Genomic DNA, 21863 nt, shown 5'->3' with positions numbered 1-21863 from the left:
AGAAGCTGGCACGACCTGCCGGCGATGGTGCTCGGCATGGCGGCCTTTTTGACGCAATTTGACGTGACCGCGGTTGTTGTCGCGATGCCGGCCATGGCCGCCGAACTCGGTTTCGGCGGCGCCGCCTATGCCTGGGTGATGGATGCCTATAGTCTGGCATTTACCGGTGGTCTGCTCGCGGCCGGCGCGCTGGCCGACAGGTATGGACGCCGACGCGCTCTGCTTGGCGGCAACGTCGTATTCCTGCTTGGATCGATCGTTTGTGGCCTTGCGGCAGGCGGTCCAATGCTGTGGGCCGCGCGTGCAGTTCAAGGCCTTGGCGCGGCGTTCGTGATCACGGGAGGCATTGCGCTGCTCGCGAGTGCCTATGCCCGGCCTGACGAGCGCGCCCGCGCCTTTGCGTTCATGGGCGTGCTCTCAGGCACCGCCATGGCGCTCGGACCAGCGCTCGGGGGACTTGTCTCGGCCTGGTTCGGATGGCGCTGGATCTTCCTGGCCAATATCCCGCTTTGTCTGCTCACGCTTCTGGCCGTTCCGCGGCTGGTCGCAGAGTCGCGTGATCCTGCCGGCCGGCCGCTGGACTGGAGCGGCGTCGTGCTTCTCACGTCTGCGCTTGGTGTTGCGATCGAGAGCCTGTTGACGGGAAGTGCGATGCCGGCCCGGATTGCAGCGGGCCTCGGGCTGAGCGCGTGTCTGCTCGTCATCTTCGTGATGCAGCAGCGACGCCGGCCCGTGCCGATCTTCGACTCCGCTGTGTTCATGCGGCCGGTCATGGTCGGCGTTTCCTCACTGCTGATTGCTGTTTCCGTTGGATACTGGGCGGTTCTCGTCTATCTGCCGCCGTTCCTGAGCGCCGCGTTCGGCTGGGCAGGCCCGTCCGTTGGCTTCGCAATGCTGTTCGCGACGTTGCCGATGCTCCTGCTGCCGCCCTATGGTGCTCGCCTCGCAACACGCTGGGGCTGGCGCCGGATGTTCGCGACGGCGATGCTAGCACTGCTGGCAGGCGATCTCATTCTGGTCCTGGCGGCGAGCGGCTGGCTCCCGAACGCGCAAGTCGTTCTCGCTGCGGCGGCAACGGGAATGCTGCTGACCGGAATTGGCGCAGTCCTCGCGCATCCGCAACTGTCGGGCGCCGTCGTTGCATTGGTGCCTCCGGCCCAAACGGGTATGGCCTCGGCCGTCACCGTGGTCATGAGGCAGGCCGGATTTGCGCTTGGCATCGCAATGCTCGGTGCGATGCTATCGGACGAAGGAACGGCTGCCGGTTACGCGTGGCCCTGGCTTGTTGCCGCTTTCGGATCAGCAGGGGGCCTCATCGCCGCATCGATGTTGCTGCCTGACCACCAACCGTAGCTGCATCTGCAGATACAGCCGGCTGCCGGGGCCACGCCAATCGCCGGGTCGGCCGGGAAGCGCTTCCCGGCCGCTCCGCTTCCGCTCAGCTCGCCGCCGCGGCGATCTCGCGCCCCGGGCTGGCGTGGTCGTGTCCGTGATCGTCACTGCTGCTGATCTTGGGCGGAAGCCCGGCAAAGCGCCGCAAGGCCTGCGCCATCTGCACCCGGCCCGACACGCCCGTGATCACCACGTCGACCATGGTGAAGGACGAGTGGAAGTGGCCGCGCGCCTTGAGCTGCTCGACCGGGACGCCGGCTCCGGCCATGGCCTCGGCATAGGCGATCCCCTCGTCGCGCAGCGGATCGAACTCGCAGGTGACGACGAAGGCCGGCGGCAGGCCGGCGACCTTGCCGCGCAGCGGCGAGACCCGCGGGTCGGTGCGGTCGGCCGGCGAGCAGTAGAGGTCCCAGAACCAGTACATCAGCGAGCGCGTCAGGAAATAAGCGGTCCCATTTTCGTTGTAAGAGGGCCGATCGTAGCTGCAGTCGGTGACCGGGCAGACCAGAAGCTGGCCGGCGATGGCGGGCCCGCTGCGGTCGCGCGCGAGCTGGCAGGTGACGGCGGCGATGTTGCCGCCGGCACTCCAGCCGGCGACCAGCACCGGGCCCGGCCTGCCGCCAAGCTCGGCGGCGTGCTCGGCGATCCAGCGCGTCGCCGCATAGCCGTCCTCGGCCGCGGTCGGGAAGCGATGCTCCGGCGCGTGGCGATAGCCGACGCTGACGAACATCATGCCGGTCCGCCGCACCATGTCGCGGCAGAACGGCTCGTCCGATTGCTCGTCGCCGAGCACCCAGCCGCCACCATGGAAATAGACCACGACCGGATGCGGTCCCGGTGCTGCCGGCTTGTAGACACGGTACGGCAACGCACCGTCGGTAACGGGCAGGGTGCCGTCGACGATCTCGCCGATCGGCCGCCCCGCAGGCCGGCCCTTGTTGAACTCGTTGACGAAGGCACGGGCGCCGAGCGCGCCCATCGATTCGATCGGCGGCAGGTTGAGCGAGGCGAGCAGGTTCAGCACCAGCCGCACGTCCGGCTGCAGGCGTACCACCTCGCCGTCATTGCATTGGACGGCACCATTGGGGCCGGTGAGCTTGAAGCCGAGCATGCCGCGGCTGACCACCTCGTCGCAGATGCTGCGGTAAGGGCCGACGCCGCCGGTATAGGGCATCAGCCCCTGCACCTTGCCGGGCACGTTGGCGCCCGTGTACCAGGTGTTGGCGAGCCGGTGCAGCGTCAGCATCGAACAGTCGGCCATGTGCCTGTTCCAGCCGGCCTGCGCCGTCTCGGTCGGCTCGATCGTGGTGAAGCCGGCATCACGCAGCGCCGCAAGGCGATCGACCACCCAGTCGACATGCTGCTCGATCGAAACCGCCATATTCGAGAGCACCGACGGGCTGCCGGGGCCGGTGATCATGAAGAAGTTCGGAAAGCCCTCGACGGTGAGGCCGAGATAGGTCTGCGGCCCCTGCGCCCAGACGTCGGACAGCGACTTGCCGCCGCGCCCGGTGATCGGATGCACGGCACGGATCGCGCCCGTCATGGCGTCGAAGCCGGTTGCAAAGACGATGACGTCGAGGTCGAAGCTGCGGCCGTTGGTGGAGATGCCGCTCGCAGTGATCGCCTTGATCGGCTCCTTGCGCAGATTGACCAGCGTGACGTTCGGACGGTTGTAGGTTGCGTAATAATTGGTGTCGAGGCAGGGGCGTTTCGCGCCGAACGGATGGTCGTCCGGCATCAGTGCCGCGGCGGTCTCGGGGTCCTTGACGGCGGCGCGGATCTTCTCGCGGATCAGGTCCTGGACGATCTTGTTGCCGTCGAGGTCGACGGCCTGGTCGGCCCAGAGCTGCGTCAGGATGTGGACGAGGTCGCCGGCGGCCCAGGCGCGTTCGAACCGCTCGCGACGCTCGGCATCGCTGAGCTGCCAGCTCACGACCGTCTGCTGCGGGTAGGGCACGCCGGCCATCGACTGCCGCGCCTGCTCGCGATAGGCCGCGCGGTCACTCTGCAGCAGGTTCATGCGGTCCGCGGGCGCCGGGCCATTATGCGCCGGCAATGCGAAATTCGGTGTGCGCTGGAACACGGTCAGATGCGCGGCCTGCTCCGCGATCAGCGGGATCGACTGGATCGCCGAGGAGCCCGTGCCGATCACGGCGACGCGCTTCCCTGTGAGATTGACGCCGTCATGCGGCCAGCGGCCGGTGAAATAGACCTCGCCCTTGAAGTCCTTCACGCCATCGATCTCCGGCGGCTTTGGCGCGGAGAGGCAACCGGTCGCCATGATGTAGTGGCGGCAGGAGACGGGCGGCCCATTGTCAGTGGTGATGAGCCAGCGCTCGGACGCTTCGTCCCACCTGGCTTCGGTGACCTTGGTCTTGAAACGGATATCGCGGCGCAGATCGTAGCGATCGGCGACGAAGCCGAGATAGCGCAGGATCTCGGGCTGCGTCGCGTATTTCTCCGACCAGGTCCAGGCGGTCTCGAGCTCGGGATCGAACGTGTAGCTGTAGTCGATGGTCTGGATGTCGCAGCGCGCGCCCGGATAGCGGTTCCAATACCAGGTGCCGCCGACATCGCGGGCCTCGTCGAGGCCGACCGCCGAAAACCCCGCCTTGCGCAGGCGATGGAGGAGGTAGAGGCCGGAAAAGCCGGCGCCGACCACGGCGACATCGACCTTTTGAGCGGTTCCGCGCTCATCCGAGGCACGTGTGGCAACCATTGCGTCAGGCATGTTGTTCCTCCCGTACGTTTTGTTTTGCCGGCAGGCTATCGCCGCAGGCTCAGCTTGTCATTACGGCAAGTGCAATCCTGGGGTTGTCGTTTGCGGCGGCTTCGTGACCACGCGAAATATTGCCGCACCACACGCACCGCGACGCACAATGGCCGTGATAGCCCGGGGTAATCAGACCTCATCCTTCTGTGTATGCTTGCGCTTACAAGCCACGCGTACCGTCCGGGCGTCATGACAGAGTTGAGTGAGCGAACCAGAGCGAACATGGACGTCGTTCTCGAGGAGACGTGCCGGCAACTGCCGCATGGCGGCGATCACGACAGCCGCAGGTTCATCGCCGAGCGCCTGATCGAGGCGGCGCAGTCCGGTCACTCCACGCTGGGCGAGCTTGGCATCGTCGCGCGCCGCGCGCTCACGGAGCTGCTTGGCAAGGGCGGGTAGGTGCAAGGCGCGAGGCTTGCCTTGCCGACGGCTCAGGACATAACCTGCCGAACCCTTCATCGAGATCGTTGCGAAGATGCGGGCCTTGCTTGCATTCGTTGCGGCTATTGCAGTCCTGTGTGGCGCCGGCTCGGCCGTCGCCCAGGCGGTCGGGCAGTTTCCATTCGCGCTGACGCGTGAGGGGCAGATGCTCGGCGCCGTGCAAGGCGAGGTGGCCGCGTTCAAGGGGCTGGCTTACGCGGCGCCGCCGGTCGGCGCGCTCCGCTGGCAACCGCCGCAGCCGACGACCGAAAGCTCGGAGATGCGCACCGCCTACGATTACGGCGCGCCGTGCCTTCAGCCGGAATTGCCGGCGGCGAGCGAGGATTGCCTGACGCTGAACGTGTTTCGTCCTTTCGGGGTCGACGGCCCGTTGCCGGTGATGGTGTTCATCCATGGCGGCGCCTTCGTCTCGGGCACCGCGAACGATCCGCTGTTCGATGGCGCCAAGCTGGCGCAGGCGGGCCTCATCGTGGTGACCGTGAATTATCGCCTCGGCGCGCTCGGCTGGCTCTCGCATCCCGCGCTGTCGGACGCCGGCTCCGGCAATTTCGGCCTGATGGACCAGCTCGCCGCGCTGCATTGGGTGCACGACAACATCGCGGCCTTCGGCGGCGATCCTGATAACGTCACGCTGTTCGGCAGCGATGCAGGCGCGACGTCGATCGCGTTGTTGATGCTGTCGGCGCAAGCGCGCGATCTGTTCCACAAGGCCATTCTGCAATCGGTGGCCGGCCGCGCGCGCCTGCGTTCGGCAGAAGAGGCCGAGGCCATTGGCCGGGAGTTCGTGGCCGCGCTCGGGCCGAAGACGGATCTGCGCACAGCCGAGCCGCGGCGCGTGCTCGCTGCCGAAAAGCAATTGCTGGAGAAATCGCCGCGCAGCTTCGCTCCTATGATGGATGGACGTCTCGCGACCGAGGACCTCGCCGCGGGCTTTGCGGCCGGACGCCAAAGCCGCATTCCCGTGATCATCGGCTCGAACGAGGACGAGGCCGGCTTTGAGAACGAGTCCGCGATCAAGGAGGAGCTCGTGCCGACGGGCCCGGGCAGCGACGAATTGCGCAAACTCTATCCCGATCTGGCCAGACCTTCGGATCTCGCGGCAAGACTCTACACCGACAAGGTCTTCTCCGAGCCGGTGCGGCTGCTGGCACGGCTGCACGCGGCAGGCGGCGCGCCGACCTTTCGCTACCGCTTCGCCTATGTGCCGGAAGCGCGCCGCGCCAATCCGGACGTCGTCCACGGCCGCGAGCTGCAGTTCATCTTCGGTGCGGAAGGCGTGCCCGGTGCGGGCATCCTGTCGCGGCACGATCGCGAGGTCGCAAGCCGCATGCGCGCCTACTGGATCAACTTCGCCAGAACCGGCGATCCCAATGGTCCCGACCTGCCGCGCTGGGACGCAGCTAGCGGCGATCGCCTGCTGCTGATCGCGAACGACGGCATCGCGAGCGGCGACGATCCATTCGCGGATCGTCTCGACCGGCTCGCAAATGAGGGCAGGAGATGAGTTGGATTAAGCCGCGAGCTCGACGCGCGGCGCGAGGCTAAGCCGGTCTTCCTCCAGGTAATCCATCGCGCCGTCCTTCTCGACGGCATAGAACTGTTGGCCATCCCGCGACTTGAAGGCGGCGCGGACGACACCGCGGCGGCCCTTGTCACTGTTGACGACGTCCCCCAGCGCAAACTTCCTCATCGCACGTCTCACTTGTCTTCAGGCCGACTGCTTCGGCCCGGCGGGATTCTGGGCGGCAAATCGTTAACGACTTGCTAACCATGCTGCTTTGCCTATGCTCAACGCCGATCGTGCGGACCGCTCGCACGCCCCTGTTGTCAACGAGACGAACCGATGACGCGATTTCCGACCCTGTTCCTGTCGCATGGCGGCGGCCCCTGGCCCTTCATGGAGGACAGGCGGGTGCAATATGCCAAGACTGCCGAGGCGTTCGCGAACTTGCCGCAGCTTCTGCCCGAGAGGCCGAAGGCCGTGCTTGTCATCACCGGGCATTGGGAAGCCGACGCCTTCACGGTTTCGACCTCGCCGCATCCGCCGATGGTCTACGACTATTACGGTTTCCCCGAGCATACCTACCACCTCAAATATCCGGCACCGGGCAAGCCCGAGCTCGCCGCGCAGGTGAAGGCGCTGCTCACGCATGCCGGCCTCGATTGCCGCGAAGATCCCGACCAGGGTTTCGATCACGGCACGTTCGTTCCGCTCGGGCTGATGTATCCGAATGCCGATATGCCGATCGTGCTGCTGTCGCTGAAGTCCAGCTATGACGCGGCCGAGCACGTCAAGGTAGGGCAGGCGATCGCATCCTTGCGAGACGAAGGCATCCTGATCGTCGGCAGCGGCCTGACCTATCACAACATGCGCGGCTTCAATCGTCCGGAGTCCAAGCCCGTCTCGTATGATTTCGAGGCCTATCTGAACGAGGCGATCAGCAACCCCGATGCGGCGCGCCGCAATGCGATGCTGGTCGATTGGGAGAATGCGCCGAGCGCACGCCTTGCGCATCCGCGCGAGGACCATCTGCTGCCGCTGATGGTGGCGGCCGGTGCCGCGGGCAGCGACGTCGGACGGCGTGTCTTCGTCGACGAGGTCGCGCATGTGGCGATGGCCTCGTATGTGTTCGGATGAAGGTGGAAGCCGATTAGCGAGCCGTGACCCGCCATTACCAGTCAAAGATCAGAGATCACGCCTTGTAACGCGCAATGCCGTGCGACAGCAGATAAGCGTCATGGGCCGCATCCGACAGGAAACGGATGAGTTGCGCCGAGGCCTCCCGCCGCTTGCTGCGGATATGGACGAACATCGACATATCAATGCTGAGATCGAGCTCGCCCGGAAACGTTGCGACCGGAACGATGCCGGGAGCCGCTATGATCCTGGACAAAGGTGCGATGGCATATTGCACGCATCCCTGTGACACAGCGAGCGGCGGCTCTCCTGCTCCCATCGGCCGCAATCGATCCGCCAGCTGTTGTTCAAGTCCCATGACCTTGATCGCCCGCAGGAACGTCTTGCCGCTGGTCCCGATGTCCGTGTAGGCGATCGTATCGGCGCTCGCGAGGAGATCGCGGACTTCCTCTTGCGAGCTGACAATTTCCCGCTCGGGTCCGGCAGCGCCGATCGCCAGCGGGATTCGGCCGAATGGCACATGAACGTCTGGAATGACGCAGCCCTGCGCGATCATCGCTTCGACATACCAGGGATTGTTCAGTCCGACATCGAAGACTTCGCCGGCCATGACCCGCTTCGCAACCGCTGGATTGACATCGTATTTGACCTGAATCCCCAAGCCGCGCTCACGGCTGAAGCGCGGCAGCAATTCTTCGAGCTCCGCGTGGATGGCGACGGCGCTCAGCACCCTGATCTCGGCCTCGTCTGGATTGCTCATACCGGTCTCCAGTCGTTCGGCCGTGTTGCAGCCCGCCTAGAACGATCTCTCGGTGCCATGGGACGTAGCCACATTCAATAGCGGTCTGCATCCCATTGCGCGGCCATTTTCCTAATCCACCCTACGCAGCAACAACGCTCACCCGTATCTTAGCTTCATCACCAGGATGCCGCCGGCGAGCACCATGGTAATGGCGTTGGCGGCGACCAGCGGCGCGTCGCCCGAGAGCAGGCCGTAGATGAGCCAGAGCGCGAGGCCCAGCACCATCACCAGGAACATGCCGAGCGAAATGTCGCCGGTGGAGCGGGTCTTCCATACCTTGATGGCTTGCGGCGCGTAGGCGACGGTGGTGCAGGTAGCGGCGGCAAAGCCGATCAGCTTGATCACGAGGGGTTCCATGCCGACTCTATAGCATGGATTCGATGATGGTCATCACGAACGGCGCGCCATGAGATCGCGGTACAGCGCGGCATAGTCGCCGGCGCGGTTGCGCCAGGAGACGTCGGTCGCAAGGCCGCTGCGTTGCAGGCGGCGCCAGGTCAGCTTGTCGTGGAAGGCGACATTGGCCTTGCGCAGCGTCCCGGCAAGGGCATCTGCGGTCACGGGAGCGAACTTGAAGCCGGTGGCATCGTGGCCGGATGTATCGGCCTCGCCGATATCGACGATGGTGTCTTCGAGGCCGCCGACGCGGGAGACGATCGGCACGGCGCCATAGCGCAGCGCGCAGAGCTGGGTCAGGCCGCACGGCTCGAAGCGCGATGGCACGATCAGCGCGTCCGAGCCGGCCTGGATCAGATGCGCGAGAATCTCGTCATAGCCGATCACGACGCCGATCCGGCCGGGATTGGCGCGGGCCGCGGCCTGATAGCGATCCTGCAGATCGCGGTCGCCGCTGCCGAGCAGGGCGAGCTGCATGCCTTCGCGCAGGATGGTCGGGATGGCTTCCAGCAGCAGATCGAGCCCCTTCTGCCACGACAGCCGGCTGATGACGCCGAGCAGCGGCGTTTCGTCCGAGGAATCGAGGTTGAACTGCTGCTGCAGCACCGCCTTGTTCGCGGCCCGGAAGGTCAGCTCCTCCGCGTCGAAGCGATAGGCGATGTGCGGATCAGTTTGCGGATTCCAGACCTCGGTGTCGACGCCGTTGAGGATGCCGCTCAGCACGTCCGATCGCTGACGCAGCAGGCCGCCGAGCCCCATGCCGCCTTCGTCGCTCTGGATCTCCTTCGCGTAGGTCGGCGATACCGTGGTGATGCGATCGGCGAACCGCAGGCCCGCCTTCAAGAAGCTGATGCCACCGAAATATTCCAGGGCATCGACGTTGAACGCGTGCCAGGGCAGGCCGATCGATCCGAGCAGCGCAGGGGCGAACTTGCCCTGATAGGCCATGTTGTGAATGGTCATCACGGTGCCGGGCCGCGGGCGGTCGTCGTAGTGCAGGTAGGCAGGCGCGAGCCCCGCCTGCCAATCGTGGGCGTGCACGACATCGGGCACGAAGGCCGGCACGAGAGCGTGGCCGATATCGGCCGCCACGCGCGACAGCGCGGCGAAGCGCACGCCGTTGTCCGGCCAGTCGACGCCATCGGCGGTGACGTAGGGGTTGCCGGGCCGGGCATAGAGATGCGGTACGTCGAGCACGAACAGATCGAGCCCGGCATGCGAGCCCGCCAGCAGCCGGCCAGGGCCGCCGAAATAATCCGGCCAGCGCCGCAGCTCCTCTGTGCCTGACAAAAGGCGCATCACGTCGGGATAGCCCGGCAGCAAGGTGCGCATCTCGACGCCATGTGTCTTCAGCGCAACCGGCAGCGCGCCGGCGACATCTGCGAGGCCGCCAGTCTTGACGAGGGGATAGACTTCAGAGGCGACCGCGAGGACGCGAACAGGCGTCATGTATTGAGCCTGTCGATCATCGGCTGGGTGATCAGCGAGATGCCTTGCTCGGTGGTGCGGAAGCGTTTCCCGTCGAACTCGGGATCCTCGCCGACGACGAGCCCTTCCGGGATCTCGACGCCTCGGTCGATCACGACGTTCCGGAGGCGGGCGCCGCGGCCGACATTCACGTAAGGCATGATCACGGCATTCTCGACATTGGCATAGGAGTTGACGCGCACGCCGGTGAACAGCAGCGAGCGGCGCAGCGAGGCGCCGGAGATGATGCAGCCGCCGGAGACCAGCGAGCTCACCGCCTGGCCGCGCCGGCTCTCCTCGTCATGGACGAATTTCGCCGGCGGCGTGATCTCGGCATAGGACCAGATCGGCCAGGCGTGGTCGAACAAATCGAGTTCGGGCACCACGTCGGTGAGGTCGATATTGGCCGCCCAATAGGCGTCGACCGTGCCGACGTCGCGCCAATAGGCGCGGGTGTCGCTGCCGGAGCGGACGCAGGAGGTCGAGTATTGGTGCGCCATCGCGCGGCCGTTCTTGACGAGGTAGGGAATGATGTCCTTGCCGAAATCGTGGTTCGAGTTCGGGTCATCGGCGTCGCGCTTGAGCTGGTCGAACAGGAATTTCGCATCGAACACGTAGATGCCCATGCTGGCGAGCGAGACGTCGGGCTTGCCCGGCATCGGCGGCGGATCTTTCGGCTTCTCCAGGAACTCCTGAATCCAGCCGTTCTCGTCGATATGCATGATGCCGAAACCGGAGGATTCGGACCGCGGCATTTCGAGGCAGCCGACGGTGACGTCGGCGCCGCTCTCGACGTGCTGGCGCAGCATCACCTCGTAGTCCATTTTATAGATGTGGTCGCCGGCCAGCACCACGATGAAGCGGCAGGCATGGGATTCGATGATGTCGATGTTCTGGTACACCGCGTCCGCCGTGCCGACATACCACATGGTTTCGGACACGCGCTGGCTGGCGGGCAGGATGTCAAAACTCTCGTTGCGTTCGGGGCGGAAGAAGTTCCAGCCCATCTGAAGGTGCCGGATCAGGCTGTGCGCCTTGTATTGGGTCGCCACCGCGATACGGCGGATGCCGGAGTTCACCGCATTCGACAATGCGAAATCGATGATGCGGGACTTGCCGCCGAAATAGACCGCCGGCTTGGCGCGGCGGTCGGTCAGCTCCAGCAGGCGGCTGCCGCGTCCTCCGGCCAAGACAAAGGCCAGCGCCTGACGGGCAAGCGGCTCGGGTCTCGCGGCACTCATGTGATCCTCCCCAACTTCTGGCGCTCGCGAGAAGCCTCCCGGCCGCGCACACTGGAACCGATAGTAATGGCATGAATAGTAAATCGTGAAGGTGGTTGTTGGTTGCGAATGCACGGGAAGCTTAATGCTGTGCCGGGTGACCGGGCCTCAGGCACCGTCGTGCGGGTGTCACAGACGACGATATCGCCGGGCACCAATTGATCAGAACGGAGGCAACCGTCTTGTGCGGTGCACGCAAACTCCAGGCTTTGAAATTCAACGCTTTGACTTGGCGCAAGGATGCCCGATCATGGCGCTGCGATCCTTTGCCAAGCGAAAGCTCAGACAGGGAGTAAGACGATGAGGATCTGGAGGACGGCAATTGCCTGTTCGCTGGCCGGCGCGGTCATGGCGGCCCAGATCGGGCAGGCCACGGCGGCCCCGATGCCGACCAACGTCGCGGCGATGAAGGCTGCGGCCGGTGACAACGTCGCGCAGGTGCATTGGCGTGGCGGATGGGGCTGGGGTCTCGGCGGTCTTGCGGCCGGCGCGATCATCGGCAGCGCCATCGCGGCCGGCGCTCCTTACGGCTACGGCTATTACGGCGGACCGTATTACGGCTATGGATATCCGGGCTACGGCTACGGTTATGCCCCAGCCTATTATGGTTACGGCTACGGACCGGCTTATCCGCGCTATTATCGGCCCTATCGTCCGTATTACAGCTACGGCTACTACCGGCCGTACCGGGTGTATCACCGCCACTATTACAGATATTGGTGAGCACCGCGCCGCTAGAACGAGAGCCACACGATCAGGCTCATGTATGCAACATGCATGAGCAGGATCGCGGCGAGATGCCGTCGACACGAGAATTTACGAAGCCTCTCGCATCCGTGAGACGAGAACGGCGTTTCCCTAGCACCGGCATTTCTCGCCAACTTCCTTCTGCGTTCCTCGCCGCCGACAACAGCCGTATTGCTATTTGCACCGCAGCTCTTGCAGCACGGTGCACTCCCGCAAAGATCAATCCGACGATCACATCGGGAGACTGGCCATGGGCCTGCAAGAAACAAAAATCGAATCGCTTCCCTTCGTCACTGCCGAACTCAATTATCTCGCGCCGATCGACGGCAAGCCGCGCACCTATGCGTTCGATCCGCCGCCGGGCGAGCCGAAAAGCACCTCGCTGCCGGAGCCGCACCAGGTCCCGGTCTTCGATGCGCGGCTGATCGCGCAGAATTTCTCGCTGGATCGCGAGGGCTTTGCGCTGGTGCGTCACCCGACGCAGGTGAAGGACTTTTACAACGACGAGGAAATCCGCAGCGTCTACTATCCAGCGGTCGAGGCGTTCCTGCGCGCGACGCTGAAGGCTGATCGCGTTGTCATCTTCGACCACACCGTGCGCAAGCGTGTCGAGGGCGCGCCGGACATCCGCGGCGGCGGCCCGCGTCAGCCGGCCACGCGCGTCCACGTCGACCAGACCATCGCGTCCGGTGCCAATCGCGTTCGCGAGCATCTGCCTGATGAAGCCGAGGAGCTGCTGAAGGGGCGTGTGCAGGTGATCAATCTGTGGCGGCCGATCCGCGGCCCCTTGCGCGATTCGCCGCTCGCCATGGCCGACGGCACCACGGTTGAGCCGGAAGACCTCGTCGCTTCCGACCTGATCTATCCCAACCGCCGCGGCGAGACCTATTCGGTGAAATACAATCCGAACCACCGCTGGTTCTATTTCCCGGAGATGACGCCGGACGAGGCGCTGCTGCTGAAGTGCTATGATTCCGCAACCGACGGCCGCACCCGCTTCGGGCCGCATACCGCGTTCGCCGATCCAACCACGCCAGCCGATGCCGCGCCCCGCGAAAGCATCGAGGTCCGCACGCTGGTGTTCCACCGGCAGTAACAAAGTGTGATCGCCCTGCCGGGCATTTCCCAGCAGGGTTCCCGGAACCCAAGGGAACAAAGCGACGTTTGCAGCGCCGGGCAAGGGCCAACCGGAGCGGTGCCGTGCGCGCGCAGCCGATGCTATTGCTTTGCCTTGCGGCTTCAAGTCTCGCTTTCACGTCCATTGCAAATGCCGAAACCGGACTCGCTTCTTATTACGGATACGGAAAAGCCGGCAAAGGCGGCGAGCTGACCTGCGCCCACCGCACGCGTCCGTTCGGCAGCGTGCTCAGGGTGTCCTACAGCGGTCGCACGATCCAGTGCCGCGTCAATGATCGCGGCCCCTTCATCCGCGGCCGCATCGTCGATCTCTCGGTGCCCGCCGCCCGGGCGCTCGGCATGATGAGCGCCGGCGTGGTGCGCGTCTCGGTGGATTAGGCCTCGGACCGCGCTATAGTGCCGCCCAACGCAAGGGGGCGCTATGGCTGGGATCAGGGTGGGACTCGTCGGCTGCGGCTTCGTGTCGGAGCTGCACATGTATGCGTTCCGGCGCGTCTATGGCGTTGACGTCGAGGTCGCGGCGGTCGCCGCCCGCGGCGACAAGGTTGTCGCGTTTGCCCGGCATCACAATATCCCGCGTGTTTACCGGAGCTTCGCCGAGCTGATCGCAGATCGCGATCTCGACGTCGTCGACATCTGCACCCCGCCCAATCTTCATGCCGAGATGATCGTCGCCGCCATGCAGGCCGGCAAGCATGTCATTTGCGAAAAGCCGTTCGCCGGCTATTTCGGCCGCGAGGGCGATCCGCAGCCGATCGGCAAGCACGTGCCGAAGGCGCTGATGTATGAGCGCGTGATCGAAGAGATGGACAAGACGCGCGCCGCGATCGAGCGCACGGACAAGCTCTTCATGTATGCCGAGGACTGGATCTACGCGCCGGCGGTGACCAAGACCGCCGAGATCATCAAGGCGACCAAGGACAAGATCCTGTTCATGAAGGGCGAGGAGAGCCATTCCGGCTCGCACGCCGCGCATGCCGCGCAGTGGGCGATGACGGGCGGCGGAGCGCTGATCCGCATGGGCTGCCATCCGCTCTCGGCCGTGCTGTATTTGAAGCAGGTCGAAGCCAAGGCGCGCGGTGAGCGTATCCGCGTCGCCAGCGTCACCGGCGATGTCGGCAACGTCACCGCCGGGCTCAAGCCCGAGGAGCGCAGCTACATCAAGGCCAATCCCGTCGACGTCGAGGACTGGGGCACGCTCACCGCCACCTTCTCGGACGGTACCAAGGCGACGGTGTTCTCCGGCGACATGATCATGGGCGGCGTGCGCAACCTGATCGAGACCTATACGAGCGGCGGCTCGCTGTTCGCCAACATCACGCCGAACAATCATCTGATGAGCTATCAGACCAGCGAGGAGAAGCTCGCGGGCGTCTACATCACCGAGAAGGTCGACCGCAAAACCGGCTGGCAATATGTCTGCCTCGAGGAGGAATGGACGCGGGGCTATTTGCAGGAGATTCAGGACTTCATGGAATGCGCCGCGACCGGCCGGCAGCCGTTGTCGGATCTCGCGCTGGCCTATGAGACGATCAAGGTGAACTACGCGGGGTATTGGGCCGCAGAGGAGGGGCGGCGAGTGGTGTTGTAGGGGCTGCTCTTTACCCTCCCCTGGAGGGGGAGGGTCGATCGCGCGTAGCGCGAGCGGGGTGGGGTGATCTCTCCAATCGGGCAGTGCCCGCGTGGAGAGATCACCCCACCCCGCCACGCATTCCGCTTCGCTGCATGCGTGGCGACCCTCCCCCTCCAGGGGAGGGTGGGAGTGCGACGCTCTCTCATGCCCCGTAGGTCGAGCCCTTCGGCAGCGGGAAGACCGGGTCCTGCGTGCGGATGTTGGTCGGCCACACCACGGAGATGTGCTCGCCGGCGTTCTGCATCACGACCGGCGTCGAGCGTTCGTTCTGGCCGGAGAGCGGGGTGCCCGGCGGGAAGAATTTCACGCCATAACCCTGGATCGTGCCGCCGGCGGGGATGTCGACGTCGAGCGCCGCTTTCCGGATCGCCTCGGGCTCGAAGCTGCCGTACTTCTCCTTGGCGATCGGCAGCACGTTGTTGAGCAGCACCCAGGTCTGGTTGAAGCCCATCGAGCAATGTGGCGGCACGTCGGTGGCGCCGGTCTTGGCCTTGTAGCGCGTGACCATCGCGTTGATGAGGTCGCCCATGCCGGGCGCGAGCTTGGCGGGATCGAGCAGCTGGGCCGGCACGGGGTCGATGTTGCAGAAATGATCGATGTCGGCGCCGAAAGTGGCGCGCAGCTTGTCGAGCTGGCTGTAGCCGGCACCGGCCCCGAACAGCATCTTGAAGCGCAATCCGCTCTCGCGTGCCTGGCGCAGGAACAGGGTGATATCGGGGTTGTAGCCCGCATGCGAGATCACATCGGCCTTGGCACGCTTGATCTTGGTCACCAGCACCGACAGGTCGGGTGCAGAGGCCGAATAGCCCTCGCGCAGCACGACCTGGATGCCGGCCTCCTTGGCATAAGTCTCGTCGGCAGAAGCAACGCCGACGCCATAGGGGCCGTCCTCGTGGATCAACGCGACCTTGACCTCCTTCGGGTCGATTCCGAGCTTGGCTTTGGCATGCTCGGTGAGGAAGCTTGCAAAGGCCTGGCCATACTGGTCTGAATGAATTTGCGCGCGAAACACGTATTGCAGGTTCTTGTCCTTGAACACGGCGGTCGAGACCGCGGTCGTGATCCAGAGGATCTTCTTCTGCTGCTCGACCTTGGCCGCGAGCGGCACCGCATGCGAGCTCGCATAGACGCCGTTGAGGATGTCGATCTTCTCCTGGCTGATCAGGCGTTCGGCCTCGTTGATCGCAACGTCGGGCTTGCTCTGCGAATCCGCGGCGACCGGAGCAATCTTGTATTTGCCGCCGACACCGCCTTTCTCGTTGACGAGATCGATGGCGATCTGCGCCCCGATCGACGAGGCGACCGAGCCGCCGGCGGCGAAGGGGCCGGTGAGGTCGTAGATCAGGCCGATGCGTATAGTCTCGGCTTGTGCTTGGGCGCGGGTCCAATCGAGGCTGAGTGCGGCGGCGGCAGCCGCCGAGGTCTTCAGCAGCTGCCTGCGTGAAGTCGGCATCCTATCCTCCCTCAAAACCGTCGTTTGATCTTGTTGTTGTTCGCGAAGTATGGGGAGCGCGACGGCGGAAAGTCAACATCGCGAAAGTCGAGGTCCGCCGTCCGCGGCATAGAACGCAATTGCGAAATGGGCCGTCGTCCCGGGCGACCGAGCCGATCACACTGCGTTCAGATGATGAAATCCGTGGCCTTCAGATCGGCCGCGTGAATCCCGTTCAGCGTGATCGTGTCATCGCTCGCCAGGTGGATCACGGCATTGCCGGAGCCGTCGTCGCCGATCAGGCTCTTCAACGCGCTCCATCCTGACAGGTCATAATCTTGCAGGTCGATGACATCGTGCTCCGCTGCGGTGCTGCCCCCAGCCGCGTTGCCCTGATCGAAGTCGTTGATGACGTCCTGGCCCGAACCCGCGTTGAATACGAACAGATCGTTGTTCGGTCCGCCCCAGATCTGATCATTGCCGCCGCCGCCGTTGAGGACGTCCCGGCCGCCCGCGATCGAGCCACCCACGGCGGGGGCGTAGGTGCGCGCATCGCCAAAAAGCCAATCGTCGTGATTGCTCCCGGAGAGGATATCGTTGCCACCCTGTGCGTTGCCGAACATCAGTGAGGCATCGCCGACGAGCGCGATGGAGATCGAATCGGGATTGCCGTCGACGGTTGCGATCAGGAGGTCGTCTCCGCCGCGGGCATTGTCGCTCATGTAACCGCCATCGCCGAAAAGCGATGCGCCGCCGGACCGCGCGTCGACAGCGACCGTATAGATGAGCATGTCATTGCCGCCGCGCGCATCGCCCATCATGGACATCAAGGTATCACCGGACAGCGACACGTTTCCGGAGGGACCGGCCTGGACCACGCTGATGACGTCGTTGCCGCCTTGGGCGTTGCCGCTCATGAGCGATCCGGCATCGCCGCTGAACTCACCATACGATCTGTCGCCCATCTCTGCCGTGATGAGGTCATTGCCGCCCTTGGCGTCGCCGGTCATGGCGATTTCGGCCTCGCCCGAGAGATAGACGTTCGCATAGATCGCGCGCGAGGCGTCGACATGCAGCACGTCGTTGCCGCCATGGGCTTGGCCGGACATGATCTGCGCGTCTCCGTCGAAATACGTATAGGTCAGAAGGCCCTGGACGGTCGCGACGAGAAGGTCGTTGCCGCCATGCGATCGGCCCTCCAGGACCGACTCGTCACCGACGAACAGCAGGCTGCTGGGCCCGCCATCGACCGTTGCGATCATGATGTCGTTGCCGCCGCGGGCGTCGGCTTGTAGACCGGGGTCTCCGAACGCGATCACGAGCTCCTGGCTTCCAACGCTGACGATGATGGTGTCGTTTGGCATGCGGCGCATTGCGCAACTCCCATTTCATGCTCGAGGCTGGCTGGAGATCGCGTCATGCTTTCACGCCGCGCCACGGTTCTGCTGCGCGACCCATCTTCGTTGATTTGATGGCGGAGATTTGCTCGACGATCGGAAAACGGCGATCAGCGTGTCGTGGTGCCGTCACAAAACGCAAATTAACTCCGCGCCGGCGCTTCACGCCGGCGCGCTCGCTCGTGGGACGGTGCCGCTCAGCCCGGTCCGGCGCCTTGCGTCGCAGTGTATACGGCGTAGAGCGATTGGCTCGCGGCCATGAACAGGCGGTTGCGCTTGGGACCGCCGAAGCAGACGTTGCCGCACACTTCCGGCAGGCGGATGCGGCCGAGCAGCTTGCCCTCCGGCGACCATACCGTGACGCCGCTGTAGCCGACGGCGCGTCCGGCATTGCTGGAGGCCCAGAGATTGCCGTTGACGTCGCAGCGCAGACCATCCGGTCCGCACTTCACGCCGTCGATCACGCAATCGCTGAACTTCTTCAGGTTCGACAGCTTGTTGTCGCTGCCGACGTCGAACACGAAGATCTCGCCCTTGCCGCCGGGGCCGCTGTCGCCCGGTCCCTTTCCGGTAGAGGCGATGTAGAGCTTCTTGTAGTCGGGCGAGAAGCAGAGCCCGTTCGGGTCGGGCACCTGGTCCTCGGTGACGACGAGGTCGATGCGGCCAGAGGGATCGATGCGATAGCAATTGGTCGGCAGCTCGCGCTTGCCCGGCACGAAGCCGGCCGGCTGTCCAATTCTCGGGTTGAGCTTGCCGCCTGCATTGCTCGGGCCGCCCGCGACGTCGGGCTCGCCTTCGTAGAGCTGGCCGCCATAGGGCGGATCGGTAAACCAATAGCTGCCGTCGGGATGCGCGGCGATGTCGTTCGGCGAGTTCAGCTTCTTGCCCTGGAAGGAATCGGCGAGCACCGTGGCGGTGCCGTCATGCTCGTAGCGCGTGACCCGCCGCGTCAGGTGCTCGCAGGAGAGCTGGCGGCCCTGGAAGTCGAACGAGTTGCCGTTGGAATTGTTGGAGGGCGAGCGGAACACGCTGACGCGGCCGTCGTCCTCGGTCCAGCGCATCTGCCGGTTGTTGGGAATGTCGCTCCACAAGAGATAGCGGCCCTGCGCACTCCACGCCGGGCCTTCGGCCCAGAGCAGCCCCGTGTAGAGACGCTTGATCGCGGTGTTGGGCTGCGCGAGATCGTTGAAGGACGGATCGACCGCGATGATGTCGGGATCCCAGAAATAGGTCGTCGGCGCGCCGCCCGGGCCGAAATCGCGCGGCGGCGTCGTGATCGTCGTCGGCGGTGCGGCGGGCCCGGTCTGGGCCAGCGCGGGGCCCGCCAGCGTGGCCGCGGCGCCGAGCGCCAGCCCCCGGACCAGTGTTCGTCGTGAAAGCGCATCATCCTGCGCACGCTGTTCTTGGCGTGTCATCACGTCCTCCCTTTTGCATTCGCTGGCCGGTTGATCCGGCCGAGCAACTGGAGGTTAATGCGGTCCGAGGTCGGTTGCGAGAGCGGAATAGAACTCTCCGCGCGATCGCAGGCCGCAATGTCGTCATATTCGAATGCGCCACGAACATGCGTGTCGAAGCCATGATTTCGCGCCGATTGCCACGCAGAACCGTCAGGGGGCGGTGAACGGAGTTGAACGTGGCTGGCGTCATCATCTTGATCGTATTGCTCGGGATCGCATTCGCGGCCGGCTATTTCACGCGTGACTACATCTCCAATAAGCGACGCGCGGAAGCCCGCCGCTGGCGCGAATATGCCGAGCCGGAATGGCTGACGGCCAACGCGCCGGCCAACACCAATGAGATTTCGAGCGCCATTACGGCCATCCCCGCGGTCACCGGCGAGCTCGGCCAGATGCTGGATCGCTGGGAGAGCAGGGCCCGCGCCCGCCGTGCGGGATAGGGTGCGCTTCTCGTGGTGTGGACGCTGATGGGTGGAGCGCTTGCAAAACCCATCATGTTTCCGCGAGACAAATGCGCGATGGGTTTCGCTGCGCTCTACCCATTGATATGAGTGCCGGTCGGAGACCGTGTGCCGCTCCTCGCAATGACGGGAGCGCGCGCGCCCCACACTCCGCTCGCGTGCCCCGGACGCAGCGCAGCGGCCCGACGATGCGGAGCATCGTCCGGGGTGGTGCGCTGCAGAGCCGGGGCCCATCTCGATGCATGCCGAGCCGCTCCTGGGTCCAGCATCGCTTACGCGCTGCAGCGCGTCCGGGACACGGAGTGGCGAGCCCCAACCAGGTCAGTCACCCTGACCATCTTTTGGCGTTGCAGTTGCGGTCATTTCTCGTCTAGAAACGGCCGTATCGGGCCTCCCGGCAACCAACCGTCAACGGTTTTGACCGAGGATTTTGAGGCTCAACAGGGTCCGGCAATGCTGATTCGCGGCCAAATCGAGGGAATTTCGGGGGAGGTGGCTCTGGCCGCCGCCGCGATCCCGGCTGCACTGCTGCCCACCCTCCTGATTGGCGGCCTTCTTCTTACTTGCCCCTGAGGGCCGGCTGGGCGCCATGCGCCTGGGCGCTCAGGGGTTGGTCGAGATCACCGGACACCTCAAGCGCCAAGGAATGAACGGCGCAAACGCTCAAAAGGAAATCTAGGAATGGCCACCGTGAACAAGTCCGAGAAGGACCGCGTCATCATTTTCGACACCACGCTGCGCGACGGCGAGCAGTGCCCCGGCGCCACCATGACCTTCGAGGAGAAGCTCGAGGTCGCCGAACTCCTGGACGATATGGGCGTCGACGTCATCGAGGCCGGCTTCCCGATCACCTCCGAAGGCGACTTTCAGGCGGTCAGCGAGATCGCACGCCGCTCCAAGAATTCGGTGATCGCCGGCCTGTCGCGCGCCCATCCCGCCGACATCGACCGCTGTGCCGAGGCCGTGAAGTTCGCCAAGCGCGGCCGCGTCCACACCGTGATCGCGACCTCGCCGCTGCACATGCGCGTGAAGCTGAACAAGACCCCGGAGCAGGTGATCGAGACCTCGGTCGCCATGGTCGCGCGCGCCCGCAACCAGATCGACGACGTCGAATGGTCGGCGGAAGACGGCACCCGCAGCGAGATGGACTTTTTGTGCCGCATCGTCGAGGCCGTGATCAAGGCCGGCGCCACCACGGTGAACATCCCCGACACCGTCGGTTATACGGTGCCGGAGGAATATACCCACTTCATGAGGACGCTGATCGAGCGCGTGCCGAACTCCGACAAGGCGGTGTTCTCCGTGCACTGCCATAACGATCTCGGCATGGCGGTTGCCAACTCGCTGGCCGGCATCACTGGCGGCGCGCGCCAGGTCGAGTGCACCATCAACGGCATCGGCGAGCGCGCCGGCAATGCCGCGCTCGAAGAGATCGTGATGGCGATCAACGTGCGCAACGACAAATTCCCGTACTGGAACAAGATCGACACGACGCAGCTGACCCGCGCCTCGAAGCTGGTGTCGGCGGCGACCTCGTTCCCGGTTCAGTACAACAAGGCGATCGTCGGCCGGAACGCCTTCGCGCATGAGAGCGGCATCCATCAGGACGGCGTGCTGAAAGACGCTTCGACCTACGAGATCATGCGCCCCGAGATGGTCGGCCTGAAGCAGTCCTCGCTGGTGCTCGGCAAGCATTCGGGACGCCACGCCTTCGTGCACAAGCTGGAGGAGATGGGCTACAAGCTCGGTCCGAACCAGCTGGAAGATGCGTTCACGCGGATGAAGGCGCTGGCCGACCGCAAGAAGGACATCTACGACGAGGACATCGAGGCGCTGGTCGACGAGGAAATGGCGGCCTCGCACGATCGCATCAAGCTGACCTCGCTGACCGTGATCGCCGGCACCCACGGCCCGCAGCGCGCGACCATGAAGCTCGACGTCGACGGCCAGATTAGAATCGAGGAGGCCGAAGGCAACGGCCCGGTCGACGCCGTGTTCAACTGCATCAAGCGCCTCGTGCCGCACGAAGCCAAGCTCGAGCTGTACCAGGTCCACGCCGTGACCGAAGGCACCGACGCGCAGGCGGAAGTGTCGGTGCGGCTGGCGCAGGACGGCCGCTCGATGACGGCGCGCGCGGCGGATCCGGATACGCTGGTGGCTTCGGCCAAGGCCTATCTCGGCGCGCTCAACAAGATCGTCATGAAGCGCCAGCGCGACACGGTGACGACCGCCGCGGCGAGCTGACGAACGAAGTTCGTCATTCCGGGGCGATGCGAAGGCATCGAACCCGGAATCTCGAGATTCCGGGTCTGGTCCTTCGGACCATCCCGGAATGACGCCGGTTGTGGTGGTGAACAGCTGCCCTGCTAAGGGACAATAGCGGCTTTGTAGGCGAGCCGCTATTGAT

At 64.8% G+C, this 21863-nt stretch carries 19 protein-coding genes; 10 read left to right on the top strand and 9 right to left on the bottom strand.

From position 1 onward, the window contains the following. Window positions 1-24: 24 nt before the first annotated feature. Window positions 25-1353, top strand: a complete 1329-nt coding sequence (locus tag HZZ13_RS19935) for an MFS transporter (protein WP_246504489.1) — start codon at window positions 25-27, stop codon at window positions 1351-1353. A gap of 85 nt (window positions 1354-1438) precedes the next feature. Here HZZ13_RS19935 and HZZ13_RS19930 read toward each other — a convergent pair whose 3' ends face one another. After that, entirely contained in the window at window positions 1439-4126 is a 2688-nt protein-coding gene (locus HZZ13_RS19930; RefSeq protein WP_197961234.1) for a flavin-containing monooxygenase, read from the bottom strand. A 192-nt stretch (window positions 4127-4318) separates the two neighbouring features. Here HZZ13_RS19930 and HZZ13_RS19925 point away from each other — a divergent pair, with 192 nt between their 5' ends. Beyond that, on the top strand, window positions 4319-4567 hold the full coding sequence (locus HZZ13_RS19925) for a hypothetical protein (protein WP_197961233.1): 249 nt from the start codon (window positions 4319-4321) through the stop codon (window positions 4565-4567). Window positions 4568-4643: 76 nt separating this feature from the next. After that, the gene (locus HZZ13_RS19920; protein WP_197961232.1) at window positions 4644-6113 is read left to right on the top strand and encodes a carboxylesterase/lipase family protein; all 1470 of its coding nucleotides are present in this window, start codon (window positions 4644-4646) and stop codon (window positions 6111-6113) included. A 6-nt stretch (window positions 6114-6119) separates the two neighbouring features. On the opposite strand, the gene HZZ13_RS19915 is transcribed toward HZZ13_RS19920, so the two are convergent. After that, window positions 6120-6299, bottom strand: coding sequence for a hypothetical protein (locus HZZ13_RS19915; RefSeq protein WP_124159907.1), 180 nt, complete (start codon window positions 6297-6299; stop codon window positions 6120-6122). Window positions 6300-6452: 153 nt separating this feature from the next. On the opposite strand from HZZ13_RS19915, the gene HZZ13_RS19910 reads away from it, so the two are divergent. Continuing rightward, the gene (locus tag HZZ13_RS19910) at window positions 6453-7247 is read left to right on the top strand and encodes a DODA-type extradiol aromatic ring-opening family dioxygenase (protein ID WP_157284693.1); all 795 of its coding nucleotides are present in this window, start codon (window positions 6453-6455) and stop codon (window positions 7245-7247) included. Between the two features lie 55 nt (window positions 7248-7302). Here HZZ13_RS19910 and HZZ13_RS19905 read toward each other — a convergent pair whose 3' ends face one another. From HZZ13_RS19905 to glgC, 4 genes are all read right to left on the bottom strand, one after another. Beyond that, on the bottom strand, window positions 7303-8007 hold the full coding sequence (locus tag HZZ13_RS19905; protein ID WP_197961231.1) for a substrate-binding domain-containing protein: 705 nt from the start codon (window positions 8005-8007) through the stop codon (window positions 7303-7305). Between the two features lie 138 nt (window positions 8008-8145). Beyond that, the gene (locus HZZ13_RS19900; protein ID WP_197961230.1) at window positions 8146-8406 is read right to left on the bottom strand and encodes an SWEET family sugar transporter; all 261 of its coding nucleotides are present in this window, start codon (window positions 8404-8406) and stop codon (window positions 8146-8148) included. A 33-nt stretch (window positions 8407-8439) separates the two neighbouring features. Beyond that, window positions 8440-9894, bottom strand: coding sequence for a glycogen synthase GlgA (gene glgA, locus HZZ13_RS19895; RefSeq protein ID WP_197961229.1), 1455 nt, complete (start codon window positions 9892-9894; stop codon window positions 8440-8442). Continuing rightward, window positions 9891-11153 carry a glucose-1-phosphate adenylyltransferase gene (gene glgC / locus HZZ13_RS19890; RefSeq protein ID WP_197961228.1) on the bottom strand — a complete coding sequence of 421 codons (1263 nt, stop codon included), beginning with the start codon at window positions 11151-11153 and terminating at the stop codon, window positions 9891-9893. The genes glgA and glgC overlap by 4 nt, the downstream gene beginning before the upstream one ends. A gap of 339 nt (window positions 11154-11492) precedes the next feature. Between glgC and HZZ13_RS19885 the strand changes: the two genes are divergently transcribed. The 4 genes from HZZ13_RS19885 to HZZ13_RS19870 all read left to right on the top strand — a co-directional run bounded on the left by HZZ13_RS19885 (window position 11493) and on the right by HZZ13_RS19870 (window position 14667). Continuing rightward, on the top strand, window positions 11493-11915 hold the full coding sequence (locus HZZ13_RS19885) for a hypothetical protein (RefSeq protein WP_197961227.1): 423 nt from the start codon (window positions 11493-11495) through the stop codon (window positions 11913-11915). 274 nt (window positions 11916-12189) lie between these two features. Next, window positions 12190-13035: a CmcJ/NvfI family oxidoreductase gene (locus HZZ13_RS19880; protein ID WP_197961226.1), complete on the top strand. Its 846-nt coding sequence runs from the start codon at window positions 12190-12192 to the stop codon at window positions 13033-13035. A gap of 104 nt (window positions 13036-13139) precedes the next feature. Beyond that, entirely contained in the window at window positions 13140-13454 is a 315-nt protein-coding gene (locus tag HZZ13_RS19875; protein WP_376707060.1) for a septal ring lytic transglycosylase RlpA family protein, read from the top strand. A 43-nt stretch (window positions 13455-13497) separates the two neighbouring features. Beyond that, window positions 13498-14667, top strand: coding sequence for a Gfo/Idh/MocA family protein (locus HZZ13_RS19870; RefSeq protein ID WP_197961225.1), 1170 nt, complete (start codon window positions 13498-13500; stop codon window positions 14665-14667). A gap of 184 nt (window positions 14668-14851) precedes the next feature. Here HZZ13_RS19870 and HZZ13_RS19865 read toward each other — a convergent pair whose 3' ends face one another. From HZZ13_RS19865 to HZZ13_RS19855, 3 genes are all read right to left on the bottom strand, one after another. Continuing rightward, a complete protein-coding gene (locus tag HZZ13_RS19865; protein ID WP_197961224.1) occupies window positions 14852-16162 on the bottom strand; it encodes an ABC transporter substrate-binding protein in 1311 nt (436 codons plus the stop codon). A 167-nt stretch (window positions 16163-16329) separates the two neighbouring features. Next, a complete protein-coding gene (locus HZZ13_RS19860; protein ID WP_246504487.1) occupies window positions 16330-17514 on the bottom strand; it encodes a calcium-binding protein in 1185 nt (394 codons plus the stop codon). A gap of 221 nt (window positions 17515-17735) precedes the next feature. Beyond that, window positions 17736-18953: an SMP-30/gluconolactonase/LRE family protein gene (locus HZZ13_RS19855; RefSeq protein WP_197961223.1), complete on the bottom strand. Its 1218-nt coding sequence runs from the start codon at window positions 18951-18953 to the stop codon at window positions 17736-17738. A gap of 212 nt (window positions 18954-19165) precedes the next feature. Between HZZ13_RS19855 and HZZ13_RS19850 the strand changes: the two genes are divergently transcribed. Both HZZ13_RS19850 and HZZ13_RS19845 read left to right on the top strand, forming a co-directional pair. Beyond that, window positions 19166-19435, top strand: a complete 270-nt coding sequence (locus HZZ13_RS19850; protein ID WP_210349407.1) for a hypothetical protein — start codon at window positions 19166-19168, stop codon at window positions 19433-19435. A 702-nt stretch (window positions 19436-20137) separates the two neighbouring features. Continuing rightward, the gene (locus tag HZZ13_RS19845) at window positions 20138-21700 is read left to right on the top strand and encodes a 2-isopropylmalate synthase (protein WP_197961221.1); all 1563 of its coding nucleotides are present in this window, start codon (window positions 20138-20140) and stop codon (window positions 21698-21700) included. Window positions 21701-21863 lie beyond the last annotated feature (163 nt).

Origin of the sequence: Bradyrhizobium agreste, from assembly GCF_016031625.1 — a bacterium.
Taxonomy (GTDB): domain Bacteria; phylum Pseudomonadota; class Alphaproteobacteria; order Rhizobiales; family Xanthobacteraceae; genus Bradyrhizobium; species Bradyrhizobium agreste.
The sequence above is the reverse complement of the archived record's forward strand: the minus strand, read 5'-3'. Positions and strand labels throughout refer to the sequence as shown.